Source organism: Janthinobacterium sp. C22 (genome assembly GCF_057919405.1).
Window position 1 is genome coordinate 3,801,100 of sequence record NZ_CP193659.1, and the last position, 24,351, is coordinate 3,825,450.

The window sequence follows — 24,351 nt, forward strand, 5'->3', positions numbered from 1 at the left end:
CCTATCTGGGCTCTCCAACCAGATGGCAGGCGCCTGCCTGGTAACTGCGCGTGGCGGGCGGCCTGGAGATCATGGTTGTTATATTTTTGGGAAGCAAAATACGGTCGTAGACTGACAGGTGCGGCACGTAGTGGGGGCCGGCATAGGCGGTCTGCAGCTTCAAGCCCAGCTCGCCATAGCGGCGCAGGGCGTCGAGGTGCAGGGCATGCAACTGCTCCGAATGGACGCGGAAATGGATGTTGGTGATGAAGCCGTTGCGATTGCTGAAAGTGGCGATGTCGCCGACCTCGAAGCTGACCCGGGCCGTTGCCAGCGAGAGGGCAAGCTGCTCCATTTGCCGCAGTATCTCCAGAGGCTGGAAGCCGCCGTACAGCAGGGTAATATGGGGATCAAGCTGGCGCGCGATCACCTCATCTCTGCCAAAACGATGTCGTTCGGCAATAACATGATCGAGCAGCTCAGGCTCGACGCTCAGGACCAGTGCACATTCATGGGTGTCGCTGATTGCATCGAGGTTCAAGCGGTTGCGCAGGCTAGTTAGGCTGACCAAGGCATCTCCAGTGCGTTTGCATGCTGCAATAAGGTGACCTGCCGATGAATAAGATGGCCGTGGCATTTGGGGAGCCACCGCCATCCTGTTCTACCCGCTTATGCCTGGGTATTTTGCGTCATGCTTTCCAGCTCCTTGGCCGTGATCTTCGAGAAAAACTTGACGTCGGAAGCCTTGCCAGTCTTGTCATGTATGACATTCAAGGTGCCGGAGCCGATATTCCAGGTCCGTTCCACGTGGCCGTTGGCCAGCAGTTTCATCGAAGCTGGCGTGCCGTACTTCTGGAAAAGCTCCGTATCAGCCTTATGGACAAGATCATGTACCGATTGCTTGGTGTCGCCAATCGTATCCGATTGCACGGACAGGTGTACCGCTGCATTGCCAGACATAATAACCCTCCTAAAGTTACGATGCACATCCATCCTAGAATGTGTAGAGGTATGGTATAGCACAAATTACTTTTTTCAGATTATTTTTATTTCCATATTTTTATTCCATGCGCTCTCTTGTGGAATGGCGGAGGGCGCGTATTTTTATGCTATTTACTAGCAATTTGATAGTGATTTGATTATGTGGTGATAGTTTCTGTGATTATTTGGAGGGGCGTTTCAATTTTAGAGTTCTGGCGTGAATATTGGTGATTTTTTGATGAATTAAATGAATCGGAGATTGTCGGTGCAATATGCGCAGATTATAACAGAAGCAGGAATGTCAGCCGGTTGTTTGCTATCGGAAATCATATATGAATATATTTTTTAAACATGTAAACGCGTTGACCTACACCAGGATAGGTGATAAATTTATTGCTGGCATGTGATCTGATAAGTGGTGGCATGGGACATCATTTATTTTCAGGGATTTCACGCTGCCATGAAACTTTTGTATTTTTGGTTTATTTTTGAAAATGGGTTTTTAATGAGTCATTCAAGGAGAATCAAATGTTATCGTCAAAAGAATTCGTTGCAGGTTTGAAAAAAATAATCAATCGCTTTTCAAGGCCAGTCAAATTAATGTGCGGGCTTATTTTGACTCCAAGCCATCGCAGGATGAAATGGTCGACCATTTCATCGGCCGTATGGTCAATGAACGCCTGAATATGGTGGAAATTGCGCAAAGCGTGGCCAGGCTGCCGGCCGACACGTCTGTCGAGGAATTGCAACTGCTCACCAAGCAGGCGCACGACGAAGCAAATCATTTCCGCATGGTCAAGGACGTGATCGAACATATCACGGGAAAACCCCTGAATGTCGAGGCGGCTATCGCTGCCGAAGCAGCCAAGCCGACGGCAAAGGGCGCTGACTTGCTGAAAAAATACGAAGCCGAAACTGATCCGATTGCCCTGGCTGCATACCAGCTGGTAGCCGAGGGCCGCGCAGAAGCCGTCTGGAGTGAAATGGCCAATTGCATCGACGACGAATTCATTCGCCGGACATATGCAAAAATTGCCAAGGACGAAGGGTTTCACGCCAATATCGGTGGCATGAAGCTGGAACAGCTACTTAAAACAGAAGCCGACCAGGCTTATGCAGAAGGGTTGATCAAGAAAATGCGCAGGGACCTGTTCGAGATCAGTTGCCACAATACCGCTGCGGCACCAGCGGCCAGGCAGCTGGTTGAAGAGGCCTATGGCTGGTAAGCGTTCCGATGCAGGCAGGCCGCCCGGCTGCCCATGGCTTCCGGGCGGCCCCCGGTGGTGCCGGTAATGGGCGCCCTGCATCGTCTCCGTTCGGTTATCCATGGGTGCTCAATAATTGTTCGGGAATCGGGCAGAAGGGGACGTCGATGGTATACCTTTCCTGTGGAGATAAGAAAATGATTAAAATAAGTTCGGATATTTCTATTGCCGACCGGTGGCCGTTTAATATATTCCCGATTGCTCCCGGACAGCGGCGCCAGTTTGTCTCCAGTGGTACGGATTATATATTGCTCAGGAATGCGAATTATTCCAGCCAAGAGGTCGATTTTAAGGGCGTGCATGGGGCCCTGGCGATCAGCGCTGAAACGGAATATGAGGTAAGTTGCGGCATGAATGCCAGCGCGTTTGTCGTCCGTTATCCGGGACTCAGACTTGAAGAGCAGCGTTATTTTACGCAGAAGAATCTGGATATCGGAAATCTTAGTTATATGGATGGTGGGACGAATACTACGGCGATTAATCCCGGAAGATTGGGGGATCCTGTCGTGAATTATGTGCATTTTCCGTCGAATATGTATCAGACCTTGCATACACACCCGAGTCATCGCGTGGGATTGATTCTTTCTGGTAATGGAAAGGTGGAATTGAATAACAAGGAAATGTTTAATGTGGAGGAGGGGAGCGCATTCTTCATGAGAAGGAACGAATTGCATAATTTCATAACCGGCGATGTACCGGTCGTTCTATTTGTATTTGCTCCCGATTCGGGCTGCGGTCCGACGGATGAAGTCAATGCCCTGAAAGTGCGCACCTATATTGGCCAACAGCGTGGGCAGCCGAATCATGAGCACTAAAAAATTATTAATCCTGACGGGACCGCAAGGGGCGGGCAATCATCTATTTAGCCGGATATTGAGCATGCATCCCGCCGTGCAGGGCTGGACGGCGCTGAAGGAGAAATACTGGGTGCCCAGCGATGAGGAGCCGTTTGCCGAATACTGGGTCCATCCGGGGCGCCTGGATGAACAGGCATTTGCGGAGGCTCAGTATTTTCTCGCCAATGTCAGCTGTCCATTTTTTTATGACGGCACGCGCTATTTGCCCAGGATACGGGAAGTCGCGGACCGGGCCGCATCATTCGGTATCAAGGTCGAGATCGCCATCGTGGTCAGGGACCAGAATATCAATGCCGTTCAGCAGCAGCGCGTGGGAGGCCAGGTGACTCTGGGCATGGCGCAGGATTATTATTATGCGCATTTGATGAATAGCCCGCATGCAGTCCATTTCATCGATTACGAAGCTTTTTCTGCATAAACTCCATTATTTGCGCTGGCTGGCCAGGGTGCTCGATTTCCCCATCGCCTGGGAGAGCGCCGATGTGATGCGTTTTGTTGAGCAGGATGCCAATCGTAAATATGTGGCGGCAATCGAGGAGAACTGGCTCGATGCAACGATACGCAATGGCCGCCGGCCTTTCAGCGAACGTTCGTCGTAGCCCTAGAATGCTGTCGCGGGAGTACTCATAATGCTGTCGGCGTACTAACGCTTTGATTCTGCACTGCTTTAATGATTTTACATAATATAAAGAACTAGTATAGTTGCAGTGCCTATTGCCATAGAGAGGAGGGGAATGATTTGTACAAAACCTCCTTGTAACTTAAAGTTCTTCGACTTCAAATTTCGTTGCTCTTCGGCTAGAGCAATGAAGGCTTCCCCAGGCTCCACGCCCGCCTCGATTGCAATCTTTAGGGCAAGATCATAGTCCGGCAATCTATTGCCCTGCATATACCGCGCTAAAGTTGGCTGCGGTACACCCCACGTTCTCGCCATTGAATTAACGGAACGCCCCTTTAGTGCCATTTCTATCAAGTCAGAATATTTCATAGATATTATCCATTTCAGTTATTCCGTTCGGAGTACTAACGTGTATTAGTACATCCGGTATAGCTACTCGGCTAGTACGTTTCTTCATCCTAGCACATTCGTAGATATTTCAAATCGCTCTAGTGGGCGAAATCGGGGGCAGCATGGCTAGCCAATTTGTCCTGAGTGATGATGCTGTGAACGAATCCATTTTGGCGCTCCTGTCGCGCCGTGCCGAAGGGCAGGAGCAACTTGCTCTTCTTCCTTTGCTGCCAGCGAACCTCACTCACCAGATTGACCTGCAACTTGCAGAGATAGCAAAGCTCGATGCTGTGATTGACGAGCTTTCCCGCTATCAAGCTTCCTCGATAGCAGTTCGGTTACTACTGACTTCTCACGCCAATCCGGCATTTCATCAATCGCTCTAGCGGGCGAAAAAGGGGCAAACCATGAAACACACAATCCAGATCCTGCACATTACTCAAGTCGCTGGCCGTTCCAAAAAACGGGCAACGATTACGACATGAGGATGGCGCAGTGCATCGTCCACAAGATCAATCGCGCCACCAATCTCGTTGAACCCCTCGTCGGTGAGCTGCTGCTGCCGGAAAAATTCAAGGACACAGTGCCAGGTACGTATGAGGTGGAATTCGACGTTGCCATTTCCCGGGATAAACGCGTGGGTGCCGAAGTGTTCTCCATCGAAGCAATCAAAGAGGAACCGCAACGGCCATCGCATCGTCATGCATCGAGCGCGCCGGCCGCCGCGACCTAATCAACTTGTTTTACGGCATTTTGCCGAATCGCGCCGGCGATCTCCGGTGTAGAAGGGGAGTCATCATGTTGAAGAAACACCTGTCGTTGAAAACGGTTGTCCCAGCGGTGCTGACAGCAGTATTTTCCGTACCGGCTTTCGCGGCCGTTGATACTGGCGCCATGACCGCTGGTATTTCCGAAGCGCAAACGGCCATTCTCGCCGTGGTCGGCGCGCTGATCGCCCTGAGCGTCGCCATTTTTGGCGTGGTCAAGGTGTACTCGTTCATCAGCAAGAAAGCGGGCGCATAACATGGCTTACCAGGTCGGCCCGTGGTGCTACGCTACTTCAGCGGATGCTGCGGTTGCCGCCTGTGCAGCATTTCCACCCGCTACCATCGTACTAGCCGACGGTAGCGGGATTCAATCGGCAAGCTGTACCTCTGCCACGCCAGACGGCGGACTCATGCTACGTATTACCACCACTCCAACCACCGGCGCCGCAGCGATTACCGTATCGGCCATCCATCGTATCGATTTCCCGCCGTGCCAGAACGATTCCATTATCAGCGCCGGGATGCAAGTGTTTGGCGCCGCCCTCACTGCGGTTGTTCTTTGCTGGAGCGCTTACAAAGTTTATTCATTCCTTGAATGGTCGAGGGCTGAGAAATGAAAACAATTCAAATTCTTTGTATTGTTGCCTTGTCGTTACTGGCGCTGTGGATTCCGCCAGCCCATGCGCAAGGCACGGTCTTGCTCCCTCCAAACAATGTGGCCGGACCGTATTCTGCATATTTCCCGGCTGGCCAGACCGGATTTTCCGTTGCAAGTGGCTCCACATCAGGATCAAGTGCAGGCGTGTCAGTGAACGCCAATGGCGTTGCCATTGCCGTTAAAAATGGCGTCCATATCAAGATTCCTGTTTCTTTGAGTACCTTGATTACCAAACCTAATGTTGCAATCGCGGCGGGCCGTGCGTTTAAGCTGGCACGTGGATTGTCTGGCCCTGTCGGGTTGGCACTCACCGCATGGGAAATCTACAATGTAGTGAAAGATTCCGGCCTGGCGCCTTGCCCTCCACCAGACTTTTTATGCAAAGTTGCGCAAAATACAGTTGTCGCGCCTATAAGTGGTCAGTTCGTCACCGTATCAGGGGAATATGTGACCGGCGCCTCTCCAGCCGCTGTTTGCGATGCTTACGGCCCGAAAGTTTCCTCATTCGGGGTTCCTCGTTTCTTTAAGCCGGTTGTTGTCGCCAACCTCGGAACCTATTGTGTTGAGGTCGGTTTTAACAATACGTATGTGCCTCAAGTTAAGTCTGATAACGTCGTTTGTCCCTCTGGTGCTGTTTTATCGCCACTCGGCTGTGTCAATCAGACCGGTTCCGCTCCTGCCAGCGATGCCGATATTGACGCGAAACTTACCGAAGCCTTCGCCTCGCCAACAACTGGTGCGGCTGCTGCTAAACGCGCCTGGGATGCGGCGGAAGCCGTCAATGAAATTGCACGTGCCAATGGCAAGTCCGGCGTGCCTGTCGATGTGATGATGCCGCCCACGTCACAAACCACGATGAGCGCGCCACCGGTCACTACGCCTCAAACCACCACCTCCGTGCAAAACTATACCGATGCAAGCGGCGTACCGCAGACCAAGACCACACAAGAAAAAACCACGATCACGCCGACGCAGACGGGCACCAGCACCTCCACCAGCATTACCTACAATACGCAAAACGTGACCACCACCACGGTGACCAACAACACCGGGCAATCCACGTCGAACCCGCCGACAACGACGACAACGACGGAAAACTCAGGCTTAAACGTGCCGCCAGTCGCTCCGGCCAGCATCAATCTTCCAACGGATTACAACCGCGAACCCACACAGCAAGCAATTGCCGCCGATATCAAGGCGATGCGCAACGCCTGCCAGGACAATCCGCGCAGGGCAGGGTGCGCGGAACTGGACGTGCCGCCCGTTGCCGACGTCATCCCGCGCCAGAACGTGCCTGTTACCTTCACGCCAGTGTTTTTCGCCTCCTCCGCGTCCTGTCCGGCACCAATCACATTTGATATGTACGGGCCGCGCCTGATTACTTTCACGCCGATGTGCGACTTGATGACCAAGCTGCGCCCGCTGTTCCTCGCCTGCGCTGCTGCGGGTGCGGCGCTGATATTTATGCAGGGGTTAAAAACATGACACAGCTTGCCGCTTGGTTACTGGCCCTTATCGGCCCCCTGGTCGTCAAAGCCATCATTGCTCTCGGCTTTACCGCGCTGGTTTTCACCGGCGTGACTGAGCTAGTCAATCAGCTGATCGCCTCGGCGCAGGCCAGCTGGTCCACGATACCGCTGGCCGTTCTGCAGCTATGTTCCTTGTCCGGCATCCCTGAGTCGCTCGGCATGCTGTTTGGCGCGTACATGGCGCGTGTGGCCATGTGGGCCAGCGTCGGCGCGGCGCGCTATGTGCTGAAATCCAGCTGACAGGCCGGGATGCGCCATGATCGAGCTAAACACTGGCGTGCCCGGCTCGGGCAAAACGCTCTCCATGGTCCAGCAATTGGCCGCACTCGTGGGGCGGTGGGAGCGCCACCCGGAAGAGGCAAGGCCGATCTTCGTACACGGCATCCCTGAATTATCCCTGCCGCATGCGGCCATGCCGCTGCTGTCTGTCACCGTTGGGCAGTTGGGGCTATCAGAGGTCATCCCGGACTGGCAAGCCATGCCCCATGGCTCGCTCGTCATTATCGATGAATGCCAGTGCGCGTTTCCGCCACGCTCCACCCAATCAAAACCGCTGCCGCACGTCGCTTGGCTGAACGTCCACCGGCACAACGGTTTCGATATCTGGCTGACCACGCAGCATCCGAAACTGATGGACGGCTCCGTGCGCGCCCTGGTCGGCAAGCATAAGCATTTCCGCCGATTGTTCGGTGGCCAGCGCGCCATGGTCTACGAATTTGATGCGTGCAATGACGGCCTTGGTGGGCTCAAGAACGCGGTCAAGAGTTACTGGGCCTATCCTAAAAGGCCTACGCCTGGTACAAATCGTCCGAAGTCCATACCAAACAGCGCTTCCGCTTGCCGATATGGGTCTTTATCCCTGTGCTGGCCGTGGCCCTCGGCGCCGTATTCGTCCCCCGCGCTTATTCCGTTCTGACGCACAGTATTAGCGGTAAAGGCCTGCACGACCCTGCGTCCGGCGCGGCCACGCCAATCGCTGCCGCGCCTGTGCTTGATGCGCGCACCTTCTCCACCACCGTCACCGCGCGCGGCTATTTCAATCACGGGGGCACGATTACCTTGCTTCTTTCAGACGGCCGGGTGATTTTCCAGCCGCAGCAATTCAAGGTTTTTCCGGGCGGGTATGAGGCGCAAATCGCGCCAGACTTATGGGTGAGGGGAGGTGTGCAATGAATCGGCTGTTCCGGGTTCTGCTTTTTCCAATGATTTTTCTTGCAGCTTCGCTGCCCATCGCGGCGCAGCCGCTAGGACCGTCCACCATTACGCTGAATTTTGCCGCGGTGCCGGTTGTAGCCTTTATGCAGGCGACGTATAAAAACTTGCTGATGCGCGACTATGTGATTGCGCCGGAAGTACTGGCCCTTGACCGGCAATTCAGCATCAACATCAAATCCTTGCCCGTGGAAGAGGTCCCCGCCTTTGTCGATGGGCTGCTGAGGGCGCAGGGCATTCGAACACGCATCAAAGACGGGGTGTATTACTTGGAAATGGCGCCCGTCAGTGCTGATAAAGGTACGCCCGACTTGCCGCAAGCGGCCCTTGCTCCCGCTGCTGCCGCTGGCTCACTGCCTGAACGCGACGGCGCCGCCTTCGATGTGGTCGAGCTTTATGCGCCGCGCCACCGGCCCGCCGAATTCCTTGTAACCGCTCTCAATGCGGCCTTTGGTGCGCCGTATGCGCGGTTGGCCGGTGTCGTCGTGGCGCTCTCCGTGCCCGCCGCACGCTCAGCCGATGCGCGCCGCTTGCTCGAGGCGATCGATGAACGGGGCCGCACCGTTGAGGTTTCCGCATCGTTTGTCGAGGTGCTGCGCTCCGATTCCAGTTCTCGAGGCCTGTCGCTCGTCGCCTCCGCGCTGGCCGCTCGGTTTGGCGCCGCCTTTTCCACGGCCACCGGATCGCTGAGCGTGTCGGCGGGCGGCTTCCAGCTGGTGCTCGACGCGCTGCGTGCTGACGGCCGCTTCAAGCAGGTATCGAATTCGCGTGTCCTGGGCGATGAAGCGGAACACTTGTTGCTGACAGTCGGGGATGAAACGCCCACCATCGCCAGTTCGGGCCGCGACAATCAGGGCAATGCCGTGCAAAACATCATCTACCGGCCATCGGGCGTGATACTCGATGTAACGCCGCGTGCCGCTGGCCCTGGGCGCCTGTCGCTGGCCGTCGATGGGCAAGTATCGTCCTTTCAATCCACGGTCAATGGCGTGACGGGTTCGCCCACGCTACTCAAGCGCCAGGTGAAAACCTCCGTGACGATAGCAGATGGCGAAGTGGTGATTATTGGAGGCCTGGATGACACGCGCTCGTCTACGACGCACAGTGGATTCTCTTTCCTGCCGCGCTCCTGGGGCGGTGGCACGTCTTCCGACTCGCATACAGATCTGGTGCTGATCCTGAGTGCCCGCGTGGCTTCCGCGCTCAATTAGCGGCTCTGAATGGCCTTGACAATACAAGCGGCCCGCATGGCGGGCAAAATCTTTGGGTGTCAGGAATCGGTGGTGGACGTTGGGGTTACAGCCGATTGACTGAGGCGGTATTCGATGCGGGCAACCCGCATAGTTTAAAAAGTTTTAGCGGGCAGACTTTACCGCTATTTATTTCTCAGGTGTCACACGTCGAATACAAGCCCCATCCATGAAGACAACATTATCAGCAGGCAACGAGTGGCGGTCGCGCTGCTTGCAGCGGCGGCCGCCGCAAGGCGGCCTAAATTTATATTAGGGACACTTAAGCACACCACAGGAGATTCGGCACTTGCATTAAAGAACTTAATTCCTTTTCTCCATAAAAAAACTCCAAGCATCGGCAAAATGCTTGGAGCCTTCGATAACCCTGCCATACAGGAGTACCGAATGAATGAATTAGATGATGAAAGCACGATTTCGTCAATAGATTTCTCTTCTGCTGAGCAAGATATTGATATAAGCAGGCCCAGCTATTGGAACGATGATGGTATTAAGAATACTTGGAATGATACCTACACGGCGCGACGCCGTATATTTCCAGACGGACAGTGCGAAGTCACTGTCGTTAAGGAACGTTTCTTTATCGGTCCAGCGTTGCGGCGGAAACAGCAAGCAAAACGCGGCGAATCGAGCCAGCGTGAAGCGAATGACGACGATGCAGGAAGGCGCGCAAAAAAGAATGTACGCCTTTGCTGTAAGCAGATCGGTGCTGATCGCATGGTCACATTGACCTACAGAGAAAATATGCTGGACCGCGAACTTGCATTAAAACACTGGAAGGCGTTTTGTCGAAAACTTGGTAAGCATAAACAATTTCATTATGTAGCGGTCATTGAGGAACAGGCCCGTGGTGCCTTGCATTTTCATGTGGCCGTCGCAGGGCGGCAAATGTATGCACTGCTGCGCTCAATCTGGCAAAGCATTCTGGGGCGCGGCCCGAACGGCGAGCAGATGGGCCAAGTCCATGTGCGTGACCCGCACCGTTTCGGCTTCGGCGTGGCCGGGGCGCACAAGATCGCCAGCTACATAGCAAAGTACTGCGGCAAGGAAATGCAGTGCAGGGCGCTTGACCAGAAACGCTACTTCCGCTCCAGAGGCATCGTGGTGCCGGAAGTGGATGTATGGCGGGTGCCGTTTTGTACAAACATGCTGCGCGCCGCGCAGGTCGCATTTCAGGCGCTATCCGGTCATTGCATGGACGGCCTACAGACCTGGTGCAACAACAATCTCGGCGTCGTGTACTTGGCGACTGCGCCCGGATTGCCACAAACGGTGGACGATTGTCCGTTTTGACAGTCACTCCACCTTGATTGACGAGGAGGAGGGACGTGACATGGCAAATTTTGACGCTAATTCACTGCGGATACTTGAGCAAATAGAAGATGAGTTCCGCAATCAATACTGGATTATTCGCAATTCCAGGCGGACGAATTGGCGGGCGGTCAACCGGACAAGGATGCTCGGCGATTTTATGTATATGCTTGGGGTGCCGAAATGGGCGGTGCAGCAGGCTCGGTACTGCTTGCGTTTACGGGTGTGTGAGCGGTGTTTTAAAGATGAATTTCGGTGCCATGGAATTTGTGAACGAGCCAGACGTGGCGATTTTGATACATAAATATATTTCCAGATTTATTGCATAGCCACAGAGCAATATTAGGGTTAAAATAACAAATGGCGTTTTCTATCGGCAATGTTAGTTTGTCGAGTAATGCTTTGGGTAATCTTGAATTAAAATTTCTTTATGAGAAATTTAATGTAAGGTTGAAATATTATGAAATTTGAAAAATAAATAGGCTTAAAAAATGTCAATTAATTTAGATGTGGTAATGGATACGCCAGATGGATCGGTAGATATGAAATCCGGACTTGACACCTTGCAAGGTGTTTCCGATGCATCACGAACAATCGCTACTACAATTCTTTCAGGCGTGGTCCCTGAGAGAAATACGCCAAAGGCAAAAGTCCGCACTACAATGAGACAGAGTTTTATTGGATCGTATGGCCAAAAATTTAGCATTGATATCTATGATGAGCAGTATGAGAAAAAATTCAGAAAAATAGGAAAAATGGCATTTGCCGAATTAATTGGTTATTTTCTTAATGATGCTGTCTATTTGGAGTTTGATCATTTATCGGAAAAAGCTCAAAATATCTTAAAGGAATTAGGAGATACGGCAGAGATTTTGTCGGAGCAACTTCGTACTTCTGCAATAGAGCATATTCATGATGTTTCAAATAAATTTAATCATGATATTAAGGTGCGCTATCGAAAAAGTAGGGATGAGCAAATTGTATTAGCAAAATTTGATACCGACACCGGAAGTGTCCTTGATGTTATTAAATCCAATGAGGTGGTAGATATAGTTGCCTGCATAACTCGATTAAATATTAATACGGGGAATGGTAGGTTACAAATAAAAGGAGAAAATGAGACCGTTGCTTTTGGATTTAGCACTGAGTATCAAGCCATCCCTTTAATTGGGAAAAAGAAATTCTCTGAAAATTTGGATAAAAACAACGGAGTGCCATCCGAAAAGAGAGAGTATTTGAATATATCCGCATCGCCGATGCATCTTGCGAGCGGGAAGATAATTAAATATCTTGTTGAGGGGTACGGTGATTAACTGGTATAAATTCGGGGCAGTAACCGCAATGGTTACTGTGGCTCTGATTTACATTATTAGATTTTGCAGCCCGCTTTTTGATCACACTGCCGAGGATTTTGCTATCTGGGGGCAGCTCGGTGATTATATGGGCGGGATACTTAACCCAGTTTTGAGTTTTGTATCAATAACGCTATTGATAAGGTCTGTGACTTTGCAAAATCAAGCAAATATTGATTTAAGGGAAGAGCTAAAAGAAAACAAAAGAGTTGAAAAGCTAAGATCTTTCGGGATTTTATTTTTCAATATGATTGATGAGCAAAAATCGTTATTAAATGACTTATCCTATACAACTAGAATAACACCTATCCTTACCGAAAAGGGTGTTGGTGCGATTAGACTTATCGAGGATGAAGTTGAATTACTTAGAGACCTTGAGAAGAGCAATGCTACGATTAAGGAATTTCTATTGGAGATCGATTCCAACGAGAGAATTTATGATCTCGTGCGAGCTTTTTATGTGATAGTGAAAATCGTCTCAGACAAGTTGAGTGATTCGAATGGATTCAGCCTCTCTGAGCGGAGGGAATATTTTGAAACTTTAATTAGTTTTACAAATTTCTCTCAAATTAGGTTGATCATGATGATGATTCAGTTTATGAGTTATCCTCCAGCGCTTTCTCTACGTGATCATGCAGAATTTATGAAGGTCATCAGCGAACGAGGTTTGGAGTTAGATCCTTACTAAAAATGGACAGAGAGCTGTAGGAGAGTGTGGCTGCTACCTTTATGTTTTTGAATGGGAATTAGTACTAATAGTACTAATCTCCCCGATCCATAATTTGACATAATATAAATTATGCGAAGTGTTCACCGGGCCGGAAAAACCCCCGTTCTCCTCGATATGGAAATCGCAATACCGATTTATGGTATGCGATCTTCCATAATCAAAAATAACAAATGAGATTCCCAAACCTGCGATACGGCAACCCTGCCGAGTTTGCCCACTACGCCATGGGCATGCCCCTGGCCGACCTGGCGCGCACCCTGCGCCGCGACGAGCGCACCGTGCGCGACTGGCTCAGCGCGAAACAGCGCGTGCCCTGGTGGGTTCCCGAGTACATGCGCCTGCGCCAGTTGGAGCAAGCCGACATTCGGCGCCAGATGAACATGACGGCCCTTGGCCCACGCCTGGGCATTGTCCGCGATAACGTCATCGAACTGGCCGTGCGCCGCCCAAAGAAAAAGCCGCAGGTCACAGACTTGCGGCTTGATGATTTCGACCCGATCCAGCTGGCAAACTAGCTCCTGTACGCCATCGGGTAACGATCGTTCAGCACGTTGGCCGCCTTGTGCTGCTTGTACATGAAGTACGCGGCCACGGCGGCGGCCAGGATCAGCATGTGTTTCTGGCTCAAGCCGCTCATGCCTTGGTTCCTTCACGGATGGCGCCGGCCAGCGCACCGGCCACGCCCGCCAAGCCTTGCGCGCAGATATGGAACGGCGGCGGCAGGAACGGCGACACGGACAGCGCCACGGCCGCCACGCCCGCCCAGGTGGACGCCTCTTTAAAACTATCGAAAAATCGTTTCATTTCATCCCTTAGTAAATGGTGTTGCCCTTGTCATCCTTGATGGTCAGGCTATTTTGTGTGACGAACTTTTGCAGCTTTGGAAACCGGGACAGGATGAAGGCCGCCACCAGCAGCCCGCCCAGGACGATCAGCGCCTCACGCGCCACTTGCGGCCCCGTAGGGATAATGCTTTTCAGGTTCAAAAGAAACTCCCGATAAATTTGCTGGCCGGGCATGCGAAGCTGGCGTCCCAGGTGCGGCCCTCGGCCAGCGCCTTCTCGCATTCCGTCATATCGGTGCGCGGGATGCCAATTTGATCGCCAATGCCGAGTGCAACACCACCGACAACACCGCCAGCCAGATTAGCAGCCGCCTCACCGACAGCGATTCCCACATCCGCAGCCGCACCCTTTTTTTACCAGCACCAGAAGCGCCAGGGCCGCCACTGCCACGCCGATCAGCATGAATTTGCTTTCTCCCAACATCAGTTCCACCAGCCTTTCACCACGATGCTGTCCGGCTGCGTGCCGCCCAGGCGTGGGCTGGTGATCGTAGACAAGTAGTCCTTGCCGCCATACGTCCAGTCGTTCGTTGTGCCGCTCAGCAACCCGGCCAGGCCGAACGATCCCAAGGCCGTATTCTGGTCATACGGCGCGCCTTGCATCGGGTTATAGCTTGTGCCGATCTGGCCGTTGAGGATGGGCGACAGCGCGCCAGCGGCGCCGCCGACGCTCTTGCCCGGCTTGAATTGCGTGTACAGCACGTAGCCCAGGCCGACGAGCGCCACGCCCATGACCAAATCTTGAATGTCGCTCTTGTTCATGCCAATTGGCCCCCTGCGTTGGTGTATGCGGTTTGCAGCTTGGCCAGGCTGTTCTCGCGCTGCCCGTAGCCTGCGCCTGGCAGACTGGCCCATTCTTTCTTGCACTTTTCGACGGCGGCGGCAAACTGGCCGTTCATGGCCAAGCGCAGGCCGCCGCGCTGGCGCATCAGTTCGATGCAGGCCAGGTCTTGACTGGCCGGTCTGAAATCTGGCAGGCCCAGCTTGCCCTGCACGCCGTCCCACGTGCGGCGGATGATCTGGAAGGCGCCCGCCGCGCTGGAATAGTCATTGATGCTTGGGATCCAGATTTTCTGTCGCGGATGGTCGGAATAGTCGTCAAACAGCGAACCGCCCACGATGGTGCGGTATCCGTCTGGCCCTGCCGTGCCCTCGCTGACGCGAATCATTTGCATGAACGCGGCCAGGTTGCGGCCCTGCTGTTCTGGTGAAACGCTTGAATTCATATCGGTAAATTCCTGAAAAAGTGCATCGGCCTGGTCAAGCAGATCAGGCGCCTCGTATGCCGTGTCGCCGTCATCCGCCCCGCCCTGCCCTGACTTGTACAGGATCAACAGGGCGGCACTTGCGGCGGCGGCCACGATGACTATTTTTACGTTCACGCGGCTTTGTACCTTGCTGTTTGAATGACCAGCACCACCGTTCCAGCTGGTGCGCCGCGCAGTGTCAACCGGCGTGTCCCTGAGCTGTAGGCCAGGTAACAGGCGCCAAGATTCGTGTTTCCGTCCGCAGAATAGGCCAGCGCCATAAACGGCATATCGTGCTGCGGACTGCACCAGCGCGGCAACTGCATCACTTCGATGTTATTGCCCGGCGCCGCAAGGCGGATTGTCCCGCCTATCCCGGCCTCCCCGCCCTTGTCCACGTTGAAACGGAAATCCGTAGAGCCCGTCACACCGTTCAGGAATGAGCCAGGCCCAGCCAGCGATGCAACGCAACCCGGCACACTCAAATACTCATTCACAATTGCTTGTGCGATTGCACGGGCATCCATCTGGCTTCCCACCACATCATGGTGGATGTTGTCGCGCACCAGCACGCTATCAGGGCTATTCGTCAGGTAGGCCGGGTCCGGGTTTGGTAACTCGTCCGTCAGCTTGACAACTATGCATTTTTTGTCGACGGCGATGCGCTCCATTGCCATGCGATAGGGCGCCCCTCGCTCATAGTTTGCGGAATCCTGGCCAGTTCCGCCAGACTGCGCCTTCGTGTACCACATACCCGGAATAACGATCACCGGGCGGCGGCCCTGGCCTTGAATGTAGTCGATGACGTTCGCCACCACGGTCTTAAATGCCGCTACGCCCAACTGCCCCTGGATATTATTTGTGCCGGCGCATACGACAACGTGCAGTGCATTACCCAACCCGTTTGCCTGCATAGCGGCATAGGCCTGATCCAGCGTAGTGCCTGCAACTGCAAAATTTGTCACACTGCGCAGGCGCAGCCCCGCCACCCCATCAATCATTGGAATCAGGTACTGATCCCACGAGCCAGGGTATCGCTCTGCCATGGAGTCACCAAAGATGCGCACCTCTTGCAGCAGTTGCGCGCCAATAACCGCATCTGTGCGCCGTTCCAGCGTCAGTCCTGACACGGAGAACGCCTGCATTCCATACGTCACGAATCCCACTTCCACCAGGCCGCCGATGGCGGCCATGTCTGGGGTCGTCAGCGCTTTGCCGTTCAACTTGATAATCACGCGCTCATGATTCAGGCGCGTGACACTCCACACGGAGTTCTCAGCACGATACGACTGGTAGACGCCCTGGCCCAGCACCGGCCATACCATATTTGCGATGTTGCCCGTCAATGGCTGTCCGATGACCTTGGATGCGGTAGTGTAGTTCCCGTCGCCACCACTGCTATACAGGACCGTGAAACCACCAGTTCCGCGCAGGATGATGCCAATCGGCCCTTTCGTCACGCCGCTGTCAAAATAGGCCGATACGGTTTCATACGGCCCCACATCGACAAACGCACCGCGAAACGCCTCGTTTCCACGATCCGGAAACGCCAGCGCATCAGCCGTGCGCGTTACGGCCGAATCGTTGAAGTCGTCATATGTATTCCACAGCAGCACGCGGGCCGCTACCAGGCTGTCATTCGTGCAATCTAGCGCCGTGCGCACGCTTGCCTGCGCCGGCATCAACATCGGCAGCGCATCTTTTTTGAACGAGCTTGGCGTCTTCGGGAATACGTATTTGCTTCCGATGTCGCGGAAAAATACGCGTACATCGTTTTCCATCACAATGTTTTTGTACAGGCTGTAGGCATTCGATGCGAAGGACAGCGTTACGCCCTCGTCGGTCGAAATGGTCGTGCCCGATAAATCACCAGGCTGAAACCAGCCCATCACATATGTCGTTGCGGCGCCGCCGATGCGTGGGAAGTGGAGAAAATTCGATGCCGCCCTGGCGCGCAATACGGCAGCGATATCGTCATTTCCATCGCCCTTGGCGCCAAAGTCGGTGACGCTCACCATTTCTCCGAATTTGCCTGCCACCGTACCGTATTTGTAGCCGATCAAGGCGGCCCCCACCCCCACGGCACTCGACGCCAGCCGCGCCAGCATGTCCGCGATTGCCCGCGCTATGGCGCCACGCTGCAAAATACCGCTACTCATTTCAATCCCATCATTTGAACGTTCGTTGCAGCCGTATCACTGACGACATACCAGGCCGCGCCCGCCGCGTCTTCTTCGAACCAAACATCGCCAGGCAGCAACTGTATCGCCGCATTTGCCAGCGTCACGCCAACCGCACCGATAGCGATGATGGCCGTTGCATGACCGTTGCGCACCCTCAGGCGCTTGAGCGTTGGATCGGATACCAGCGGAGCAGCAGCAATCCCGGCGCTTACTGGTGCGATATTGACGATGGTCGACAGTTTCTTTTCTTCGACCGACTGCGCGCCGGCCGGCAGCGATACGGCCATCGGCACGGCGTTATTGACATGCACCTCGAATACCTCGCCCGGCTTTTGCAGCACGGGGATGGCCTCCTCGTTGGTGTTGTCGATGGTCACGACGCCCAGCACGGGCGATACCGTCCCGGTGAAACTGACCGGTATCGCCTGCGCTACCGTGTTGTTCACGCGGATGCTGGCCAGGGATACGGGAATCGGCGTGGTGTTGCTGCTGGATGTGAGCGTGACCGGGACCGAGTGCGCCAGGTCATTTGTCACGTTGACGCCGGACGGGATGACCACCGCGCCGCCAGCCGTGCCGCCGAGCTGCACATCGTTGGTAGCCAGGAAGATACCCACCTCGCAATCGAGCGCCGAGCGCAGCAGCACGCCGCCGAAGTCTTCCGCCAGGCGGAAACCCGCCTGGCGGCCTGGAATGTATGGCGATGGCGTGCCCGAGCGCAGCAGGGCAATATCGACGCCCTGCCCTGTCGATACGGAATCGACGAGGATCAGGCGCCCCGGAATGTCGACGCGCATTTCAATGCCCGCCGACAGGCGGATTAACTGGTAACTCATGCTTTTCCCATTGCTTTGAAGGCCACCACTGCGACCAGGGCCAGGCCCACGCCGACGAGTACTTTTTGTTCACCGGCCTTGCTGTTGGTGTAGGCCGTTTCAATTTTGCCGCTTACGTCGCCGTAGGCATCTTTTACCGATTGCAGCGAACTTTTAAACACCGCGTCCGAGCGGGCGCCGGCGGCGGCCAACTCGTTTGCAGCACCCGCCGTAATATCCGCGGCGAATTTGAAGGACGCGCCCATGGCGGCATCGTTCGACTTGAATGCGCTGTCGGATACGGCATTAGCGAATTTGAAGGAACTGTCCTGCGCGGCGCGCGCCGTGTCCAGGCTGTCTTTCACGCTGGAATTGATGGTCTTGAGCGCGCCTGTGACGGTGGAATCGGCAAATTTCAGCGCGCCATCCGTCAGGGCGTTGCCGAACTTGAAGGCACCGTCCACCGCCCCGTGGTCGGTTTGGGCAATCGACACATTGCCGATGCTGGAACGGCTGGCGACCAGATTAACGGACTCGCCATCACCTGAAATCCGGTTATCCTGCGATTCCTGGGTCTGTGTTTGACTGGAATCGCTCTTGCTATCGCTTGAACTCATTTGATGTTTTTTCCCATGCAGTAGGCGTCAAGCACCCAGCCTTGTTTTTTTAATTTTCTGACCAGACCAGGGCGCCGCGTGCGCATCGTCAGCCGATCCGCCCCCGCGCCTGCCCCCTGTTGTTCAATGTTTGGCAGCACTGAGGCGACCAGATCGACGCCTGGAAGGCCGCCAGCGGCCGCCACGACGACGATTTCGCGCCCGTTGGCATGTTCTACCGTCCGCAGTGCGTAACGCGCCACCACGGCCCCGCAGCACACCACTTCGAACAACTGAGCGCCGCGCATGCCCGCTTCCATCGAACCCAGCCCGCCGCCCGTCTGCCGGTCTGGCCGGTAGGCGGCGGCATAGGCCGCCCGCGCCGCGTCATCGAGCACGCCTTCGCGGATTACGCCTTCTTCTTGAACAGCGCCCATGCCACCGCTCCCGCAATGGCCAGCATCAGCCAGGTTTTCGACGTCATGCCACTGCTTGCGCCCGCGCCGCTGTTGATAATCCAGTCGCCGCTACTGACGCCGCCCGATGCGCCGCCCTGCTCCCCGCCTTTGGCGCCGGACGTTGCAGTCGACGCCATTTGCAGCGGCGGCAGGGATGGCATGCCTGGCGTCATTTCTTCACCAGGAAGATCAGGCCGGCAGCGATGGCCGCCCACAGCAGCAGGTTGTTGTTGCGCACCTGCTGCACCGCGACTTGCTGCTGTACCGCCTGTTGCGGGGCGTTTGCCACTGCCGTGTATTTCTGCTGGTCACGGAACATGGCGTAATTGAGCGCCGTTGTCAGGCCGCCGAGCAGCGCGCCGCCCGCCTTGGAATCGAAGAAGTCGCCAAAGCCGTTTCCCGTGGACGTACTCGTTTCCATCGGTGGCGCGCCGTATGACACGTCCGGCACGACTGCCGCACCCGTGCCCAGCACGTTATAGGGGTCGGAATCGTAGTCACTCGATCCGAAGCCCAGGAAGTTATCAAATTGGCCCATGACGCCCGCCTTATTTCAGGAGCTTGATGTCGGAAACGTAATCGATATACGCTTTCAGGCTGTCCGGCGCGTCGGTCGTGATGCGCAACAGCGCTTCGGTGATCTGCGACGTGTCCAGCATGTTCATCAAGTTGCCGTCGCCGATGAAGTCAAGCACCAGCAGGTTATTTTGCGGCACCAGGCGGTTACGCTTTTGCTGGTAAGTCAATTCGCCCACCGTGGCGCGGATGCGTGGCGTGCCATCGGTGCGCAGTTCGGCGGCCGTGATATGGCCGGTACTGTGCAGCCAAATGCGCTTGATCAAGCCGCCGTTTGCCATCACCGGCAGCATCACATCGTTTTCGCCCACCAGTGTCAGCGGGACATTGAAGTCCTTGCGTTGCAGGACGAACGGGTTTTGCGTTTTATCGCGATGCTCCGTCATGGCCTTCATGTCGCTGCCAGCGGCGGCCGTGACCTTGATTTCAAATTCGAATGTCAGGGACGCCAGCATATTGCGCGGCAGCGCGGCCAGGTACTGCGCAGCAGCACCGCCACGGGTGTTTGGCTCCGTGAAGTCGATGGTGATAATGTTCGGATCAACGTACACGCCTTGATAGCCATCGCGCACGCCAATCAAGGCGCCGTCATCGACAAAGAACGTCACACCGTTGGCTTTGCCTTCGATGCGACCCACGTTGGCCTTCGTCAGACCGCCCGACAAGGTCAGATGGATGCGGTCGTAAGTGGCGTTATACGACAGTTTCAGCACCGCAACGGCGCCCGGTTTGACGTTTTGCAGATCAATCGAGCGATCGAAATTGGAACTCATAGTTTCTTGTCCTGATGGTGTGTTGGTGAAAGTGACCGCTTGCCGCTGGGCCGGGTTACTGGCCGCCCGGCAGGTAGACGCCGACGACGGGGATTTTCACGAACGATTTTTGAATGAAGTACACACCGGCGAAAGCAGCCAGGGCAATCAGCGCGGTATGGATGGTGGCCTTGTTCATATTCGGTTCCTATGGGGTTATTTGTTCGGTATTAACAAGCCCCGATGCTGCCCGCCCCACGGGAAACCGGCAATAAGCTGTAACCGTTACGGTATCCGTTACCGTTACAGCGATTTATTCATCCCGCGCCGTGTCGAAAGGTCGGGATTTTTGTGAATAAAGTGGAAATTCGGCAGCGTACGGATCTGTTGAAGTGGTTTTACCGCCACAGATTTACCGCCCGCGCCTGGCTCATACTCCGTTTGCAGGCCCAGCGAGTCAGCCATCACCTTGGCGTCATTGTCGTAATTGACGCGGTAGCAACGGATTTCCGTGCAGTTGCCCAAAAAATCCTTGTCGATGGTGGCCGGGCGCTGGCTCGTGCCGATGATCGTCAAGCCCTGATGGCGGCCCGCCGTAGACAGGTTTTTCCAGGCGGGCGGCGACCAGCTGGCCATGGTGACGCGGCTCAACTCTTCCACCAGCACCGTGGCGCCGTTCAGTTCCCACACGATGCGGCAGAAGCGGTCAAACTGCGTCTTGACTTCCGCATCGCTGCCGGTAGGCACGTAGACGATTGCCTTTGCCCCGCTCTTGACCTGGGCGACCAGTTCCGAAATCTTGCCCGTGACCACGACGCCCTTGCAGAAACTGGCGTAATCGTCCGTCTTTTCCAGCGGCGACCAGACCAGCAGGCGCTGATACTTGCGCAGCAACTCGCCCTTGATGTACGAGGACTTGCCCGTTCCGCTGGCGCCGATGACGGCGATTATGTCGGCCTTGTTTCTCGTGCCCGCACTGGCGCGGCCCTGCTTAGGATGGCTCAACGAAGCCTCCCGGCGCCTGGCCCATCGGTGGCACTTCCGCCCCTGGCGTAATGTCCTTTTCTTCGCGTGGCCGCGCCTTTTCCTTGCGCTCCTTTTCCTCGCGGCGCGCCTTGATCGCCTGAAAAGTCGGCACCACCAGCGGCACGGATGCCACCGCCAATGCGATTTCAGGGCCGAAGCGCCCGATTACCTCACCGGCATTCCATCCGTACTTATCGGACACCGCAGCCATGCCCACGCCCCACTGGTAGCATTTCTCTTCCGTGTAGACGCCCGCCAGTTCCGGCATGGCCATGCTCAGCACCTTGCCGAACATGAAGGGAATTTGCCCCCAGGTCTGCGCCGGGTCGATGCCTGGCGGTTGCGGCGGGTCGATAAAGTCGGCGTCAGCCTGGGCCTGTGCCCGCTCCTCGCCCATGGCTTCCATGGCGATGCGGTCTAGCGGGTCGTTCGGATCGAGCTTGGGCGGTTCTGCCTGGCTCTCGTTCAAGTCGGCCATGGCCTATCCTTGTGCTAAAAGTGGTTGAAACCAGCCGCCCGGCTTTTTGACGGGCGGCACCTTGTCGGCGGGCGGCTGTTCCGGCGCCTTCGGCGCTGTCGCAGGCGCAGGCGCTGTAACGGTAACGGTATCGTCCGTTACCGTTACCGTTACAGCCCGCATGCGCTCCCGCAATTTGCCGTCGCGGAAATCGTTCCGGGTAAATGTCTGCGCCTGGCAGTTGTCGGCACAATGGATATACGCGTGGCCGTTCTTGTCTTCCTTGACGTGCGCGTCATGAAATCCGCACACGGGGCATTCCACATGCCCGATTGTTGGTTTTTTTGCCATGATGTACGCGGCCCGCTAGGCCGCGCCCGGTTATTTGCGCTTGGGCTTCTCCGCTGGCTTCTTCGCCTGGGGCTTGCTGGTGGCCGGCGCGGACGCCGGGGCTTTTTCCTCGTTCACGACGGAACTTTTCAGGTAGTCCGCCTGCTGTTCGGGCGGCACGTATGGATTGCGGTTCATTGCGTCACTTTCATCAGGTCTTGCCATTGCAGGTAAATTGCCAGTTTGCGAAAAAACACTTTCGCCGGGCCTGGCAAGAAAAACCCGTACTGCCGGTACAGCGCGACGGCCTCGCGCTCAAGCGCCAGGCCCTGTTCGATATTCGTCACTGGTGATCCTTTTTCTTCGGTTTTTTGATGTAAAAGCGTGGATATGCGACCTCATGCCGGTCGCAAGCGCTCAGCGCCCGCGCCTGAGACTCAATGCCTGCTGCCCTCCCCTCCGTGCTGGTCATGAATTCCTGATAATCCGGGTGGTCAAATACGTCAAAATCTGCATTACCCCACCATGCGGAATCATCTGGCGGCTCTACCGGGTCAGGCATCGGTGCGTCCTTCTCCCACTTCACGTTCCTGGCGGGCGTACAGTTATTGACAGGACTCCAAGGACGGCAAACCCGCACGTCAACAGCAACCCCGACGCGGCGCCACGTGAAGCGGGTAGAGGCGTACATCTGTGGCGGGCCGATGAATGCAGGATCAGGCTTGACGAACAGGCCCACAGGGCCGCGCCCGAACAGGCCATATCGCCCTGCCTCTGTGCGCGCCGCCTGCGCCACGCGAACCTTGTAGCCCCTGCCCATGTTGATGCCGCCCTGCGCCCGTATGTAGGCCGCCCAGGAGCATTTCTTCTGCCCTGCTATCTCGCCGGTTTCCTCGTCCACCAAGTCAAGGCGGTTTCCAGCAAGCCAGATTTCCTTTACGCATTCCGGCGCCTGCTCCACGACGGCCTCAGCGACGCGGCGGCCCTCGCGGTACGGCGTCACGGGGGGCTGGCCGAACGCCTGAAACTGCCGGATGCCCCACACGCCCGCCCATGCATTGACGCGCATTTCCTTGGTGATAATGTCGCGCCCGTTCGCGTCTTCCTTGATGTCTTCGGCGTCAATGTTCTTTGCCGTGTACTTCATCATGTAGGCGGCGGCGCTGCCCTTCGCTGGGTCGAGCGCTTCAAATTTCACACGGTGCTTGTCCGCGCCGGGGTCGTTCGCGCCCTCTTGCAGGGCGAACTTGCGCAGGTTGCGCTTGAATATCTCTATATCGTCATCAGGCATGAAAACCATCATGTGCCAATGCGTGCAGCCGTCGTGGTGCGGCTCAGCGACGCGGAACCCATACGGCGCGATGCCGTCGCGGTCGTTCTGTGCGCGGGTGCGGCCCCACAGGTCGCGCAGGTGCAACTGCGTTTCGCGTGGCGTGGCGCCGTTGTATTTCGGGTTCGGCATGCTGCTCGATTCCAGCACGGCATGGTAGGCGGCGGGCGCCGTCAGCGTGACGAACAGGCCTACATGACCGTTTTCAATGGCTATCTCGTCCACGCCGTCCATGCGCATCATCAGTTCGTCGTGACGTATTTTCGGGTTTGCCGTGCTCTTGTCGGCCAGTTCATCGAGCGCGAACTCTTGCCCCGTTTCCATGTTGCGCAGCACTGTGTTTTGCAGCACTTTCTTGTTGCGGCGGCGCTGGCCGACGCGGCTTTTCGCTGCCTCGTCGCTGCAATACTTGCCCTTGCGGCTTGACACGAAGCCCAGGCGCATCGCGGCATGCTCACGTGCGCGCCCATGGACGGTTCGCAGGTTGCGGCGCCACCATGCCGGGTCTGTGTAGCGCTTGACTGCCTGCCGGTCGTCCTTGATGGTGGACACATCCATATCGTACATACGCACGATCAGTTCGACGCAGACGCGCAGGGCCGCCGCGTCATGAGCATCCAGCGCGACATTCATGCACTCGTTCGCGCACCGCTCAGCCAGCATCGTTAGCTGGGCCTCTGTACTATCCAGCGGTAGCGGGCAGGCCGTCACCTCATCCAGCATGGCCGACAGGCGCTTGTAGCCATCAGGCATGGCGCCAATCGTTCCCGCCTGCGCCGCATGCAACTCGCGGTAGGCAGGGATACCCCAGCGCAGGGCAAGCCCTTGACGCTCCGG

41 protein-coding genes are annotated in these 24,351 nt (G+C 55.7%); 18 read left to right on the plus strand and 23 right to left on the minus strand.

Features of this window, described 5'->3' with window-relative positions; all coding sequences use genetic code 11:
* Window position 1 precedes the first annotated feature (1 nt).
* The gene (locus tag ACRHIG_RS17825; protein ID WP_489627308.1) at window positions 2-520 is read right to left on the minus strand and encodes a 2'-5' RNA ligase family protein; all 519 of its coding nucleotides are present in this window, start codon (window positions 518-520) and stop codon (window positions 2-4) included.
* 128 nt (window positions 521-648) lie between these two features.
* Window positions 649-939 carry a hypothetical protein gene (locus ACRHIG_RS17830; protein ID WP_489627309.1) on the minus strand — a complete coding sequence of 97 codons (291 nt, stop codon included), beginning with the start codon at window positions 937-939 and terminating at the stop codon, window positions 649-651.
* A 662-nt stretch (window positions 940-1,601) separates the two neighbouring features.
* Between ACRHIG_RS17830 and ACRHIG_RS17835 the strand changes: the two genes are divergently transcribed.
* Genes ACRHIG_RS17835 through ACRHIG_RS17850 form a run of 4 tightly spaced genes read left to right on the plus strand, consistent with a single transcriptional unit; the run spans window position 1,602 to window position 3,681 of the window.
* A complete protein-coding gene (locus tag ACRHIG_RS17835) occupies window positions 1,602-2,186 on the plus strand; it encodes a ferritin-like domain-containing protein (protein ID WP_489627310.1) in 585 nt (194 codons plus the stop codon).
* 8 nt (window positions 2,187-2,194) lie between these two features.
* The gene (locus ACRHIG_RS17840; RefSeq protein ID WP_489627311.1) at window positions 2,195-3,040 is read left to right on the plus strand and encodes a cupin domain-containing protein; all 846 of its coding nucleotides are present in this window, start codon (window positions 2,195-2,197) and stop codon (window positions 3,038-3,040) included.
* A complete protein-coding gene (locus tag ACRHIG_RS17845) occupies window positions 3,030-3,500 on the plus strand; it encodes a hypothetical protein (RefSeq protein ID WP_489627312.1) in 471 nt (156 codons plus the stop codon). Before ACRHIG_RS17840 ends, ACRHIG_RS17845 begins: the two co-directional genes overlap by 11 nt.
* A 10-nt stretch (window positions 3,501-3,510) precedes the next feature.
* The gene (locus tag ACRHIG_RS17850) at window positions 3,511-3,681 is read left to right on the plus strand and encodes a hypothetical protein (RefSeq protein ID WP_489627313.1); all 171 of its coding nucleotides are present in this window, start codon (window positions 3,511-3,513) and stop codon (window positions 3,679-3,681) included.
* A 77-nt stretch (window positions 3,682-3,758) separates the two neighbouring features.
* Here ACRHIG_RS17850 and ACRHIG_RS17855 read toward each other — a convergent pair whose 3' ends face one another.
* A complete protein-coding gene (locus ACRHIG_RS17855) occupies window positions 3,759-4,070 on the minus strand; it encodes a helix-turn-helix domain-containing protein (RefSeq protein WP_489627314.1) in 312 nt (103 codons plus the stop codon).
* Window positions 4,071-4,213: 143 nt separating this feature from the next.
* Here ACRHIG_RS17855 and ACRHIG_RS17860 point away from each other — a divergent pair, with 143 nt between their 5' ends.
* The 14 genes from ACRHIG_RS17860 (at window position 4,214) to ACRHIG_RS17925 (ending at window position 13,415) form a co-directional block, all read left to right on the plus strand.
* Complete coding sequence (locus tag ACRHIG_RS17860) at window positions 4,214-4,477, plus strand: hypothetical protein (RefSeq protein ID WP_489627315.1); 264 nt, start codon at window positions 4,214-4,216, stop codon at window positions 4,475-4,477.
* Window positions 4,478-4,572: 95 nt separating this feature from the next.
* Window positions 4,573-4,824 carry a hypothetical protein gene (locus tag ACRHIG_RS17865; protein ID WP_489627316.1) on the plus strand — a complete coding sequence of 84 codons (252 nt, stop codon included), beginning with the start codon at window positions 4,573-4,575 and terminating at the stop codon, window positions 4,822-4,824.
* Between the two features lie 65 nt (window positions 4,825-4,889).
* Window positions 4,890-5,114, plus strand: a complete 225-nt coding sequence (locus ACRHIG_RS17870; protein ID WP_489627317.1) for a hypothetical protein — start codon at window positions 4,890-4,892, stop codon at window positions 5,112-5,114.
* A 154-nt stretch (window positions 5,115-5,268) separates the two neighbouring features.
* Window positions 5,269-5,475 carry a hypothetical protein gene (locus tag ACRHIG_RS17875; RefSeq protein ID WP_489627318.1) on the plus strand — a complete coding sequence of 69 codons (207 nt, stop codon included), beginning with the start codon at window positions 5,269-5,271 and terminating at the stop codon, window positions 5,473-5,475.
* Window positions 5,472-7,001, plus strand: a complete 1,530-nt coding sequence (locus ACRHIG_RS17880) for a virulence factor TspB C-terminal domain-related protein (protein ID WP_489627319.1) — start codon at window positions 5,472-5,474, stop codon at window positions 6,999-7,001. Before ACRHIG_RS17875 ends, ACRHIG_RS17880 begins: the two co-directional genes overlap by 4 nt.
* Window positions 6,998-7,285, plus strand: a complete 288-nt coding sequence (locus tag ACRHIG_RS17885) for a DUF2523 domain-containing protein (protein WP_070310738.1) — start codon at window positions 6,998-7,000, stop codon at window positions 7,283-7,285. Before ACRHIG_RS17880 ends, ACRHIG_RS17885 begins: the two co-directional genes overlap by 4 nt.
* Window positions 7,286-7,301: 16 nt before the next feature.
* A complete protein-coding gene (locus ACRHIG_RS17890) occupies window positions 7,302-7,961 on the plus strand; it encodes a zonular occludens toxin domain-containing protein (RefSeq protein WP_489627320.1) in 660 nt (219 codons plus the stop codon).
* A gap of 71 nt (window positions 7,962-8,032) precedes the next feature.
* Entirely contained in the window at window positions 8,033-8,218 is a 186-nt protein-coding gene (locus ACRHIG_RS17895) for a hypothetical protein (protein WP_489627321.1), read from the plus strand.
* On the plus strand, window positions 8,215-9,468 hold the full coding sequence (locus ACRHIG_RS17900) for a type II secretion system protein GspD (protein ID WP_489627322.1): 1,254 nt from the start codon (window positions 8,215-8,217) through the stop codon (window positions 9,466-9,468). Before ACRHIG_RS17895 ends, ACRHIG_RS17900 begins: the two co-directional genes overlap by 4 nt.
* A 237-nt stretch (window positions 9,469-9,705) precedes the next feature.
* A complete protein-coding gene (locus ACRHIG_RS17905; protein WP_489627323.1) occupies window positions 9,706-10,800 on the plus strand; it encodes a rolling circle replication-associated protein in 1,095 nt (364 codons plus the stop codon).
* A 40-nt stretch (window positions 10,801-10,840) separates the two neighbouring features.
* The gene (locus ACRHIG_RS17910) at window positions 10,841-11,122 is read left to right on the plus strand and encodes a hypothetical protein (RefSeq protein ID WP_489627324.1); all 282 of its coding nucleotides are present in this window, start codon (window positions 10,841-10,843) and stop codon (window positions 11,120-11,122) included.
* 187 nt (window positions 11,123-11,309) lie between these two features.
* Window positions 11,310-12,131, plus strand: coding sequence for a hypothetical protein (locus tag ACRHIG_RS17915; RefSeq protein ID WP_489627325.1), 822 nt, complete (start codon window positions 11,310-11,312; stop codon window positions 12,129-12,131).
* On the plus strand, window positions 12,124-12,858 hold the full coding sequence (locus ACRHIG_RS17920) for a hypothetical protein (protein WP_489627326.1): 735 nt from the start codon (window positions 12,124-12,126) through the stop codon (window positions 12,856-12,858). The genes ACRHIG_RS17915 and ACRHIG_RS17920 overlap by 8 nt, the downstream gene beginning before the upstream one ends.
* Window positions 12,859-13,070: 212 nt before the next feature.
* The gene (locus ACRHIG_RS17925) at window positions 13,071-13,415 is read left to right on the plus strand and encodes a hypothetical protein (RefSeq protein WP_489627327.1); all 345 of its coding nucleotides are present in this window, start codon (window positions 13,071-13,073) and stop codon (window positions 13,413-13,415) included.
* On the opposite strand, the gene ACRHIG_RS17930 is transcribed toward ACRHIG_RS17925, so the two are convergent.
* The 20 genes from ACRHIG_RS17930 to ACRHIG_RS18025 form a co-directional block, all read right to left on the minus strand.
* A complete protein-coding gene (locus tag ACRHIG_RS17930) occupies window positions 13,412-13,537 on the minus strand; it encodes a hypothetical protein (RefSeq protein WP_285817012.1) in 126 nt (41 codons plus the stop codon). The genes ACRHIG_RS17925 and ACRHIG_RS17930 overlap by 4 nt on opposite strands.
* Window positions 13,534-13,704, minus strand: a complete 171-nt coding sequence (locus ACRHIG_RS17935) for a hypothetical protein (protein WP_475417768.1) — start codon at window positions 13,702-13,704, stop codon at window positions 13,534-13,536. Before ACRHIG_RS17935 ends, ACRHIG_RS17930 begins: the two co-directional genes overlap by 4 nt.
* 8 nt (window positions 13,705-13,712) lie before the next feature.
* On the minus strand, window positions 13,713-13,886 hold the full coding sequence (locus tag ACRHIG_RS17940) for a hypothetical protein (protein WP_219137056.1): 174 nt from the start codon (window positions 13,884-13,886) through the stop codon (window positions 13,713-13,715).
* Window positions 13,883-14,077, minus strand: a complete 195-nt coding sequence (locus tag ACRHIG_RS17945) for a hypothetical protein (RefSeq protein WP_489627328.1) — start codon at window positions 14,075-14,077, stop codon at window positions 13,883-13,885. Before ACRHIG_RS17945 ends, ACRHIG_RS17940 begins: the two co-directional genes overlap by 4 nt.
* Window positions 14,078-14,167: 90 nt before the next feature.
* A complete protein-coding gene (locus ACRHIG_RS17950; RefSeq protein WP_489627329.1) occupies window positions 14,168-14,476 on the minus strand; it encodes a hypothetical protein in 309 nt (102 codons plus the stop codon).
* Window positions 14,477-14,502: 26 nt separating this feature from the next.
* Window positions 14,503-15,105, minus strand: coding sequence for a glycoside hydrolase family 24 protein (locus ACRHIG_RS17955; RefSeq protein WP_489627330.1), 603 nt, complete (start codon window positions 15,103-15,105; stop codon window positions 14,503-14,505).
* Between the two features lie 17 nt (window positions 15,106-15,122).
* Entirely contained in the window at window positions 15,123-17,150 is a 2,028-nt protein-coding gene (locus tag ACRHIG_RS17960; protein WP_489627331.1) for an SGNH/GDSL hydrolase family protein, read from the minus strand.
* Window positions 17,147-18,010: a hypothetical protein gene (locus tag ACRHIG_RS17965; protein ID WP_489627332.1), complete on the minus strand. Its 864-nt coding sequence runs from the start codon at window positions 18,008-18,010 to the stop codon at window positions 17,147-17,149. Before ACRHIG_RS17965 ends, ACRHIG_RS17960 begins: the two co-directional genes overlap by 4 nt.
* Window positions 18,007-18,606: a hypothetical protein gene (locus ACRHIG_RS17970; RefSeq protein ID WP_489627333.1), complete on the minus strand. Its 600-nt coding sequence runs from the start codon at window positions 18,604-18,606 to the stop codon at window positions 18,007-18,009. The genes ACRHIG_RS17965 and ACRHIG_RS17970 overlap by 4 nt, the downstream gene beginning before the upstream one ends.
* Entirely contained in the window at window positions 18,603-19,022 is a 420-nt protein-coding gene (locus ACRHIG_RS17975; protein WP_489627334.1) for a hypothetical protein, read from the minus strand. Before ACRHIG_RS17975 ends, ACRHIG_RS17970 begins: the two co-directional genes overlap by 4 nt.
* A complete protein-coding gene (locus ACRHIG_RS17980) occupies window positions 18,995-19,216 on the minus strand; it encodes a hypothetical protein (RefSeq protein ID WP_475417817.1) in 222 nt (73 codons plus the stop codon). The genes ACRHIG_RS17975 and ACRHIG_RS17980 overlap by 28 nt, the downstream gene beginning before the upstream one ends.
* Window positions 19,213-19,581: a hypothetical protein gene (locus tag ACRHIG_RS17985; RefSeq protein ID WP_489627335.1), complete on the minus strand. Its 369-nt coding sequence runs from the start codon at window positions 19,579-19,581 to the stop codon at window positions 19,213-19,215. The genes ACRHIG_RS17980 and ACRHIG_RS17985 overlap by 4 nt, the downstream gene beginning before the upstream one ends.
* 10 nt (window positions 19,582-19,591) lie before the next feature.
* Window positions 19,592-20,392 carry a major capsid protein P2 gene (locus ACRHIG_RS17990; RefSeq protein ID WP_489627336.1) on the minus strand — a complete coding sequence of 267 codons (801 nt, stop codon included), beginning with the start codon at window positions 20,390-20,392 and terminating at the stop codon, window positions 19,592-19,594.
* Between the two features lie 55 nt (window positions 20,393-20,447).
* On the minus strand, window positions 20,448-20,570 hold the full coding sequence (locus ACRHIG_RS17995; RefSeq protein ID WP_268766380.1) for a hypothetical protein: 123 nt from the start codon (window positions 20,568-20,570) through the stop codon (window positions 20,448-20,450).
* Window positions 20,571-20,674: 104 nt separating this feature from the next.
* Window positions 20,675-21,376 (minus strand): hypothetical protein, encoded by a 702-nt coding sequence (locus ACRHIG_RS18000; protein WP_489627337.1) that lies wholly within the window; start codon window positions 21,374-21,376, stop codon window positions 20,675-20,677.
* The gene (locus ACRHIG_RS18005) at window positions 21,363-21,875 is read right to left on the minus strand and encodes a hypothetical protein (protein WP_475417821.1); all 513 of its coding nucleotides are present in this window, start codon (window positions 21,873-21,875) and stop codon (window positions 21,363-21,365) included. Before ACRHIG_RS18005 ends, ACRHIG_RS18000 begins: the two co-directional genes overlap by 14 nt.
* Before the next feature lie 3 nt (window positions 21,876-21,878).
* The gene (locus ACRHIG_RS18010) at window positions 21,879-22,205 is read right to left on the minus strand and encodes a hypothetical protein (protein ID WP_475417822.1); all 327 of its coding nucleotides are present in this window, start codon (window positions 22,203-22,205) and stop codon (window positions 21,879-21,881) included.
* Between the two features lie 30 nt (window positions 22,206-22,235).
* Window positions 22,236-22,382, minus strand: a complete 147-nt coding sequence (locus tag ACRHIG_RS18015) for a hypothetical protein (RefSeq protein ID WP_489627338.1) — start codon at window positions 22,380-22,382, stop codon at window positions 22,236-22,238.
* Entirely contained in the window at window positions 22,379-22,531 is a 153-nt protein-coding gene (locus ACRHIG_RS18020; RefSeq protein ID WP_489627339.1) for a hypothetical protein, read from the minus strand. Before ACRHIG_RS18020 ends, ACRHIG_RS18015 begins: the two co-directional genes overlap by 4 nt.
* Window positions 22,528-24,267 (minus strand): replication endonuclease, encoded by a 1,740-nt coding sequence (locus tag ACRHIG_RS18025; RefSeq protein ID WP_489627340.1) that lies wholly within the window; start codon window positions 24,265-24,267, stop codon window positions 22,528-22,530. Before ACRHIG_RS18025 ends, ACRHIG_RS18020 begins: the two co-directional genes overlap by 4 nt.
* Between the last annotated feature and the right edge of the window lie 84 nt (window positions 24,268-24,351).

Excerpts from the sequence above, each read along its gene's own strand:
- ACRHIG_RS17830 (WP_489627309.1), bottom strand. The coding sequence starts at position 939 with ATGTCTGGCAATGCAGCGGTACACCTGTCCGTGCAATCGGATACGATT.
- ACRHIG_RS17835 (WP_489627310.1), top strand. The coding sequence starts at position 1,602 with ATGGTCGACCATTTCATCGGCCGTATGGTCAATGAACGCCTGAATATG.
- ACRHIG_RS17840 (WP_489627311.1), top strand. The coding sequence starts at position 2,195 with ATGCAGGCAGGCCGCCCGGCTGCCCATGGCTTCCGGGCGGCCCCCGGT.
- ACRHIG_RS17845 (WP_489627312.1), top strand. The coding sequence starts at position 3,030 with ATGAGCACTAAAAAATTATTAATCCTGACGGGACCGCAAGGGGCGGGC.
- ACRHIG_RS17855 (WP_489627314.1), bottom strand. The coding sequence starts at position 4,070 with ATGAAATATTCTGACTTGATAGAAATGGCACTAAAGGGGCGTTCCGTT.
- ACRHIG_RS17860 (WP_489627315.1), top strand. The coding sequence starts at position 4,214 with ATGGCTAGCCAATTTGTCCTGAGTGATGATGCTGTGAACGAATCCATT.
- ACRHIG_RS17865 (WP_489627316.1), top strand. The coding sequence starts at position 4,573 with ATGAGGATGGCGCAGTGCATCGTCCACAAGATCAATCGCGCCACCAAT.
- ACRHIG_RS17870 (WP_489627317.1), top strand. The coding sequence starts at position 4,890 with ATGTTGAAGAAACACCTGTCGTTGAAAACGGTTGTCCCAGCGGTGCTG.
- ACRHIG_RS17875 (WP_489627318.1), top strand. The coding sequence starts at position 5,269 with ATGCTACGTATTACCACCACTCCAACCACCGGCGCCGCAGCGATTACC.
- ACRHIG_RS17880 (WP_489627319.1), top strand. The coding sequence starts at position 5,472 with ATGAAAACAATTCAAATTCTTTGTATTGTTGCCTTGTCGTTACTGGCG.
- ACRHIG_RS17885 (WP_070310738.1), top strand. The coding sequence starts at position 6,998 with ATGACACAGCTTGCCGCTTGGTTACTGGCCCTTATCGGCCCCCTGGTC.
- ACRHIG_RS17890 (WP_489627320.1), top strand. The coding sequence starts at position 7,302 with ATGATCGAGCTAAACACTGGCGTGCCCGGCTCGGGCAAAACGCTCTCC.
- ACRHIG_RS17900 (WP_489627322.1), top strand. The coding sequence starts at position 8,215 with ATGAATCGGCTGTTCCGGGTTCTGCTTTTTCCAATGATTTTTCTTGCA.
- ACRHIG_RS17910 (WP_489627324.1), top strand. The coding sequence starts at position 10,841 with ATGGCAAATTTTGACGCTAATTCACTGCGGATACTTGAGCAAATAGAA.
- ACRHIG_RS17915 (WP_489627325.1), top strand. The coding sequence starts at position 11,310 with ATGTCAATTAATTTAGATGTGGTAATGGATACGCCAGATGGATCGGTA.
- ACRHIG_RS17925 (WP_489627327.1), top strand. The coding sequence starts at position 13,071 with ATGAGATTCCCAAACCTGCGATACGGCAACCCTGCCGAGTTTGCCCAC.
- ACRHIG_RS17930 (WP_285817012.1), bottom strand. The coding sequence starts at position 13,537 with ATGAGCGGCTTGAGCCAGAAACACATGCTGATCCTGGCCGCCGCCGTG.
- ACRHIG_RS17935 (WP_475417768.1), bottom strand. The coding sequence starts at position 13,704 with ATGAAACGATTTTTCGATAGTTTTAAAGAGGCGTCCACCTGGGCGGGC.
- ACRHIG_RS17950 (WP_489627329.1), bottom strand. The coding sequence starts at position 14,476 with ATGGGCGTGGCGCTCGTCGGCCTGGGCTACGTGCTGTACACGCAATTC.
- ACRHIG_RS17960 (WP_489627331.1), bottom strand. The coding sequence starts at position 17,150 with ATGAGTAGCGGTATTTTGCAGCGTGGCGCCATAGCGCGGGCAATCGCG.
- ACRHIG_RS17965 (WP_489627332.1), bottom strand. The coding sequence starts at position 18,010 with ATGAGTTACCAGTTAATCCGCCTGTCGGCGGGCATTGAAATGCGCGTC.
- ACRHIG_RS17970 (WP_489627333.1), bottom strand. The coding sequence starts at position 18,606 with ATGAGTTCAAGCGATAGCAAGAGCGATTCCAGTCAAACACAGACCCAG.
- ACRHIG_RS17975 (WP_489627334.1), bottom strand. The coding sequence starts at position 19,022 with ATGGGCGCTGTTCAAGAAGAAGGCGTAATCCGCGAAGGCGTGCTCGAT.
- ACRHIG_RS17980 (WP_475417817.1), bottom strand. The coding sequence starts at position 19,216 with ATGACGCCAGGCATGCCATCCCTGCCGCCGCTGCAAATGGCGTCGACT.
- ACRHIG_RS17985 (WP_489627335.1), bottom strand. The coding sequence starts at position 19,581 with ATGGGCCAATTTGATAACTTCCTGGGCTTCGGATCGAGTGACTACGAT.
- ACRHIG_RS17990 (WP_489627336.1), bottom strand. The coding sequence starts at position 20,392 with ATGAGTTCCAATTTCGATCGCTCGATTGATCTGCAAAACGTCAAACCG.
- ACRHIG_RS17995 (WP_268766380.1), bottom strand. The coding sequence starts at position 20,570 with ATGAACAAGGCCACCATCCATACCGCGCTGATTGCCCTGGCTGCTTTC.
- ACRHIG_RS18005 (WP_475417821.1), bottom strand. The coding sequence starts at position 21,875 with ATGGCCGACTTGAACGAGAGCCAGGCAGAACCGCCCAAGCTCGATCCG.
- ACRHIG_RS18010 (WP_475417822.1), bottom strand. The coding sequence starts at position 22,205 with ATGGCAAAAAAACCAACAATCGGGCATGTGGAATGCCCCGTGTGCGGA.
- ACRHIG_RS18015 (WP_489627338.1), bottom strand. The coding sequence starts at position 22,382 with ATGAACCGCAATCCATACGTGCCGCCCGAACAGCAGGCGGACTACCTG.
- ACRHIG_RS18025 (WP_489627340.1), bottom strand. The coding sequence starts at position 24,267 with ATGCCTGATGGCTACAAGCGCCTGTCGGCCATGCTGGATGAGGTGACG.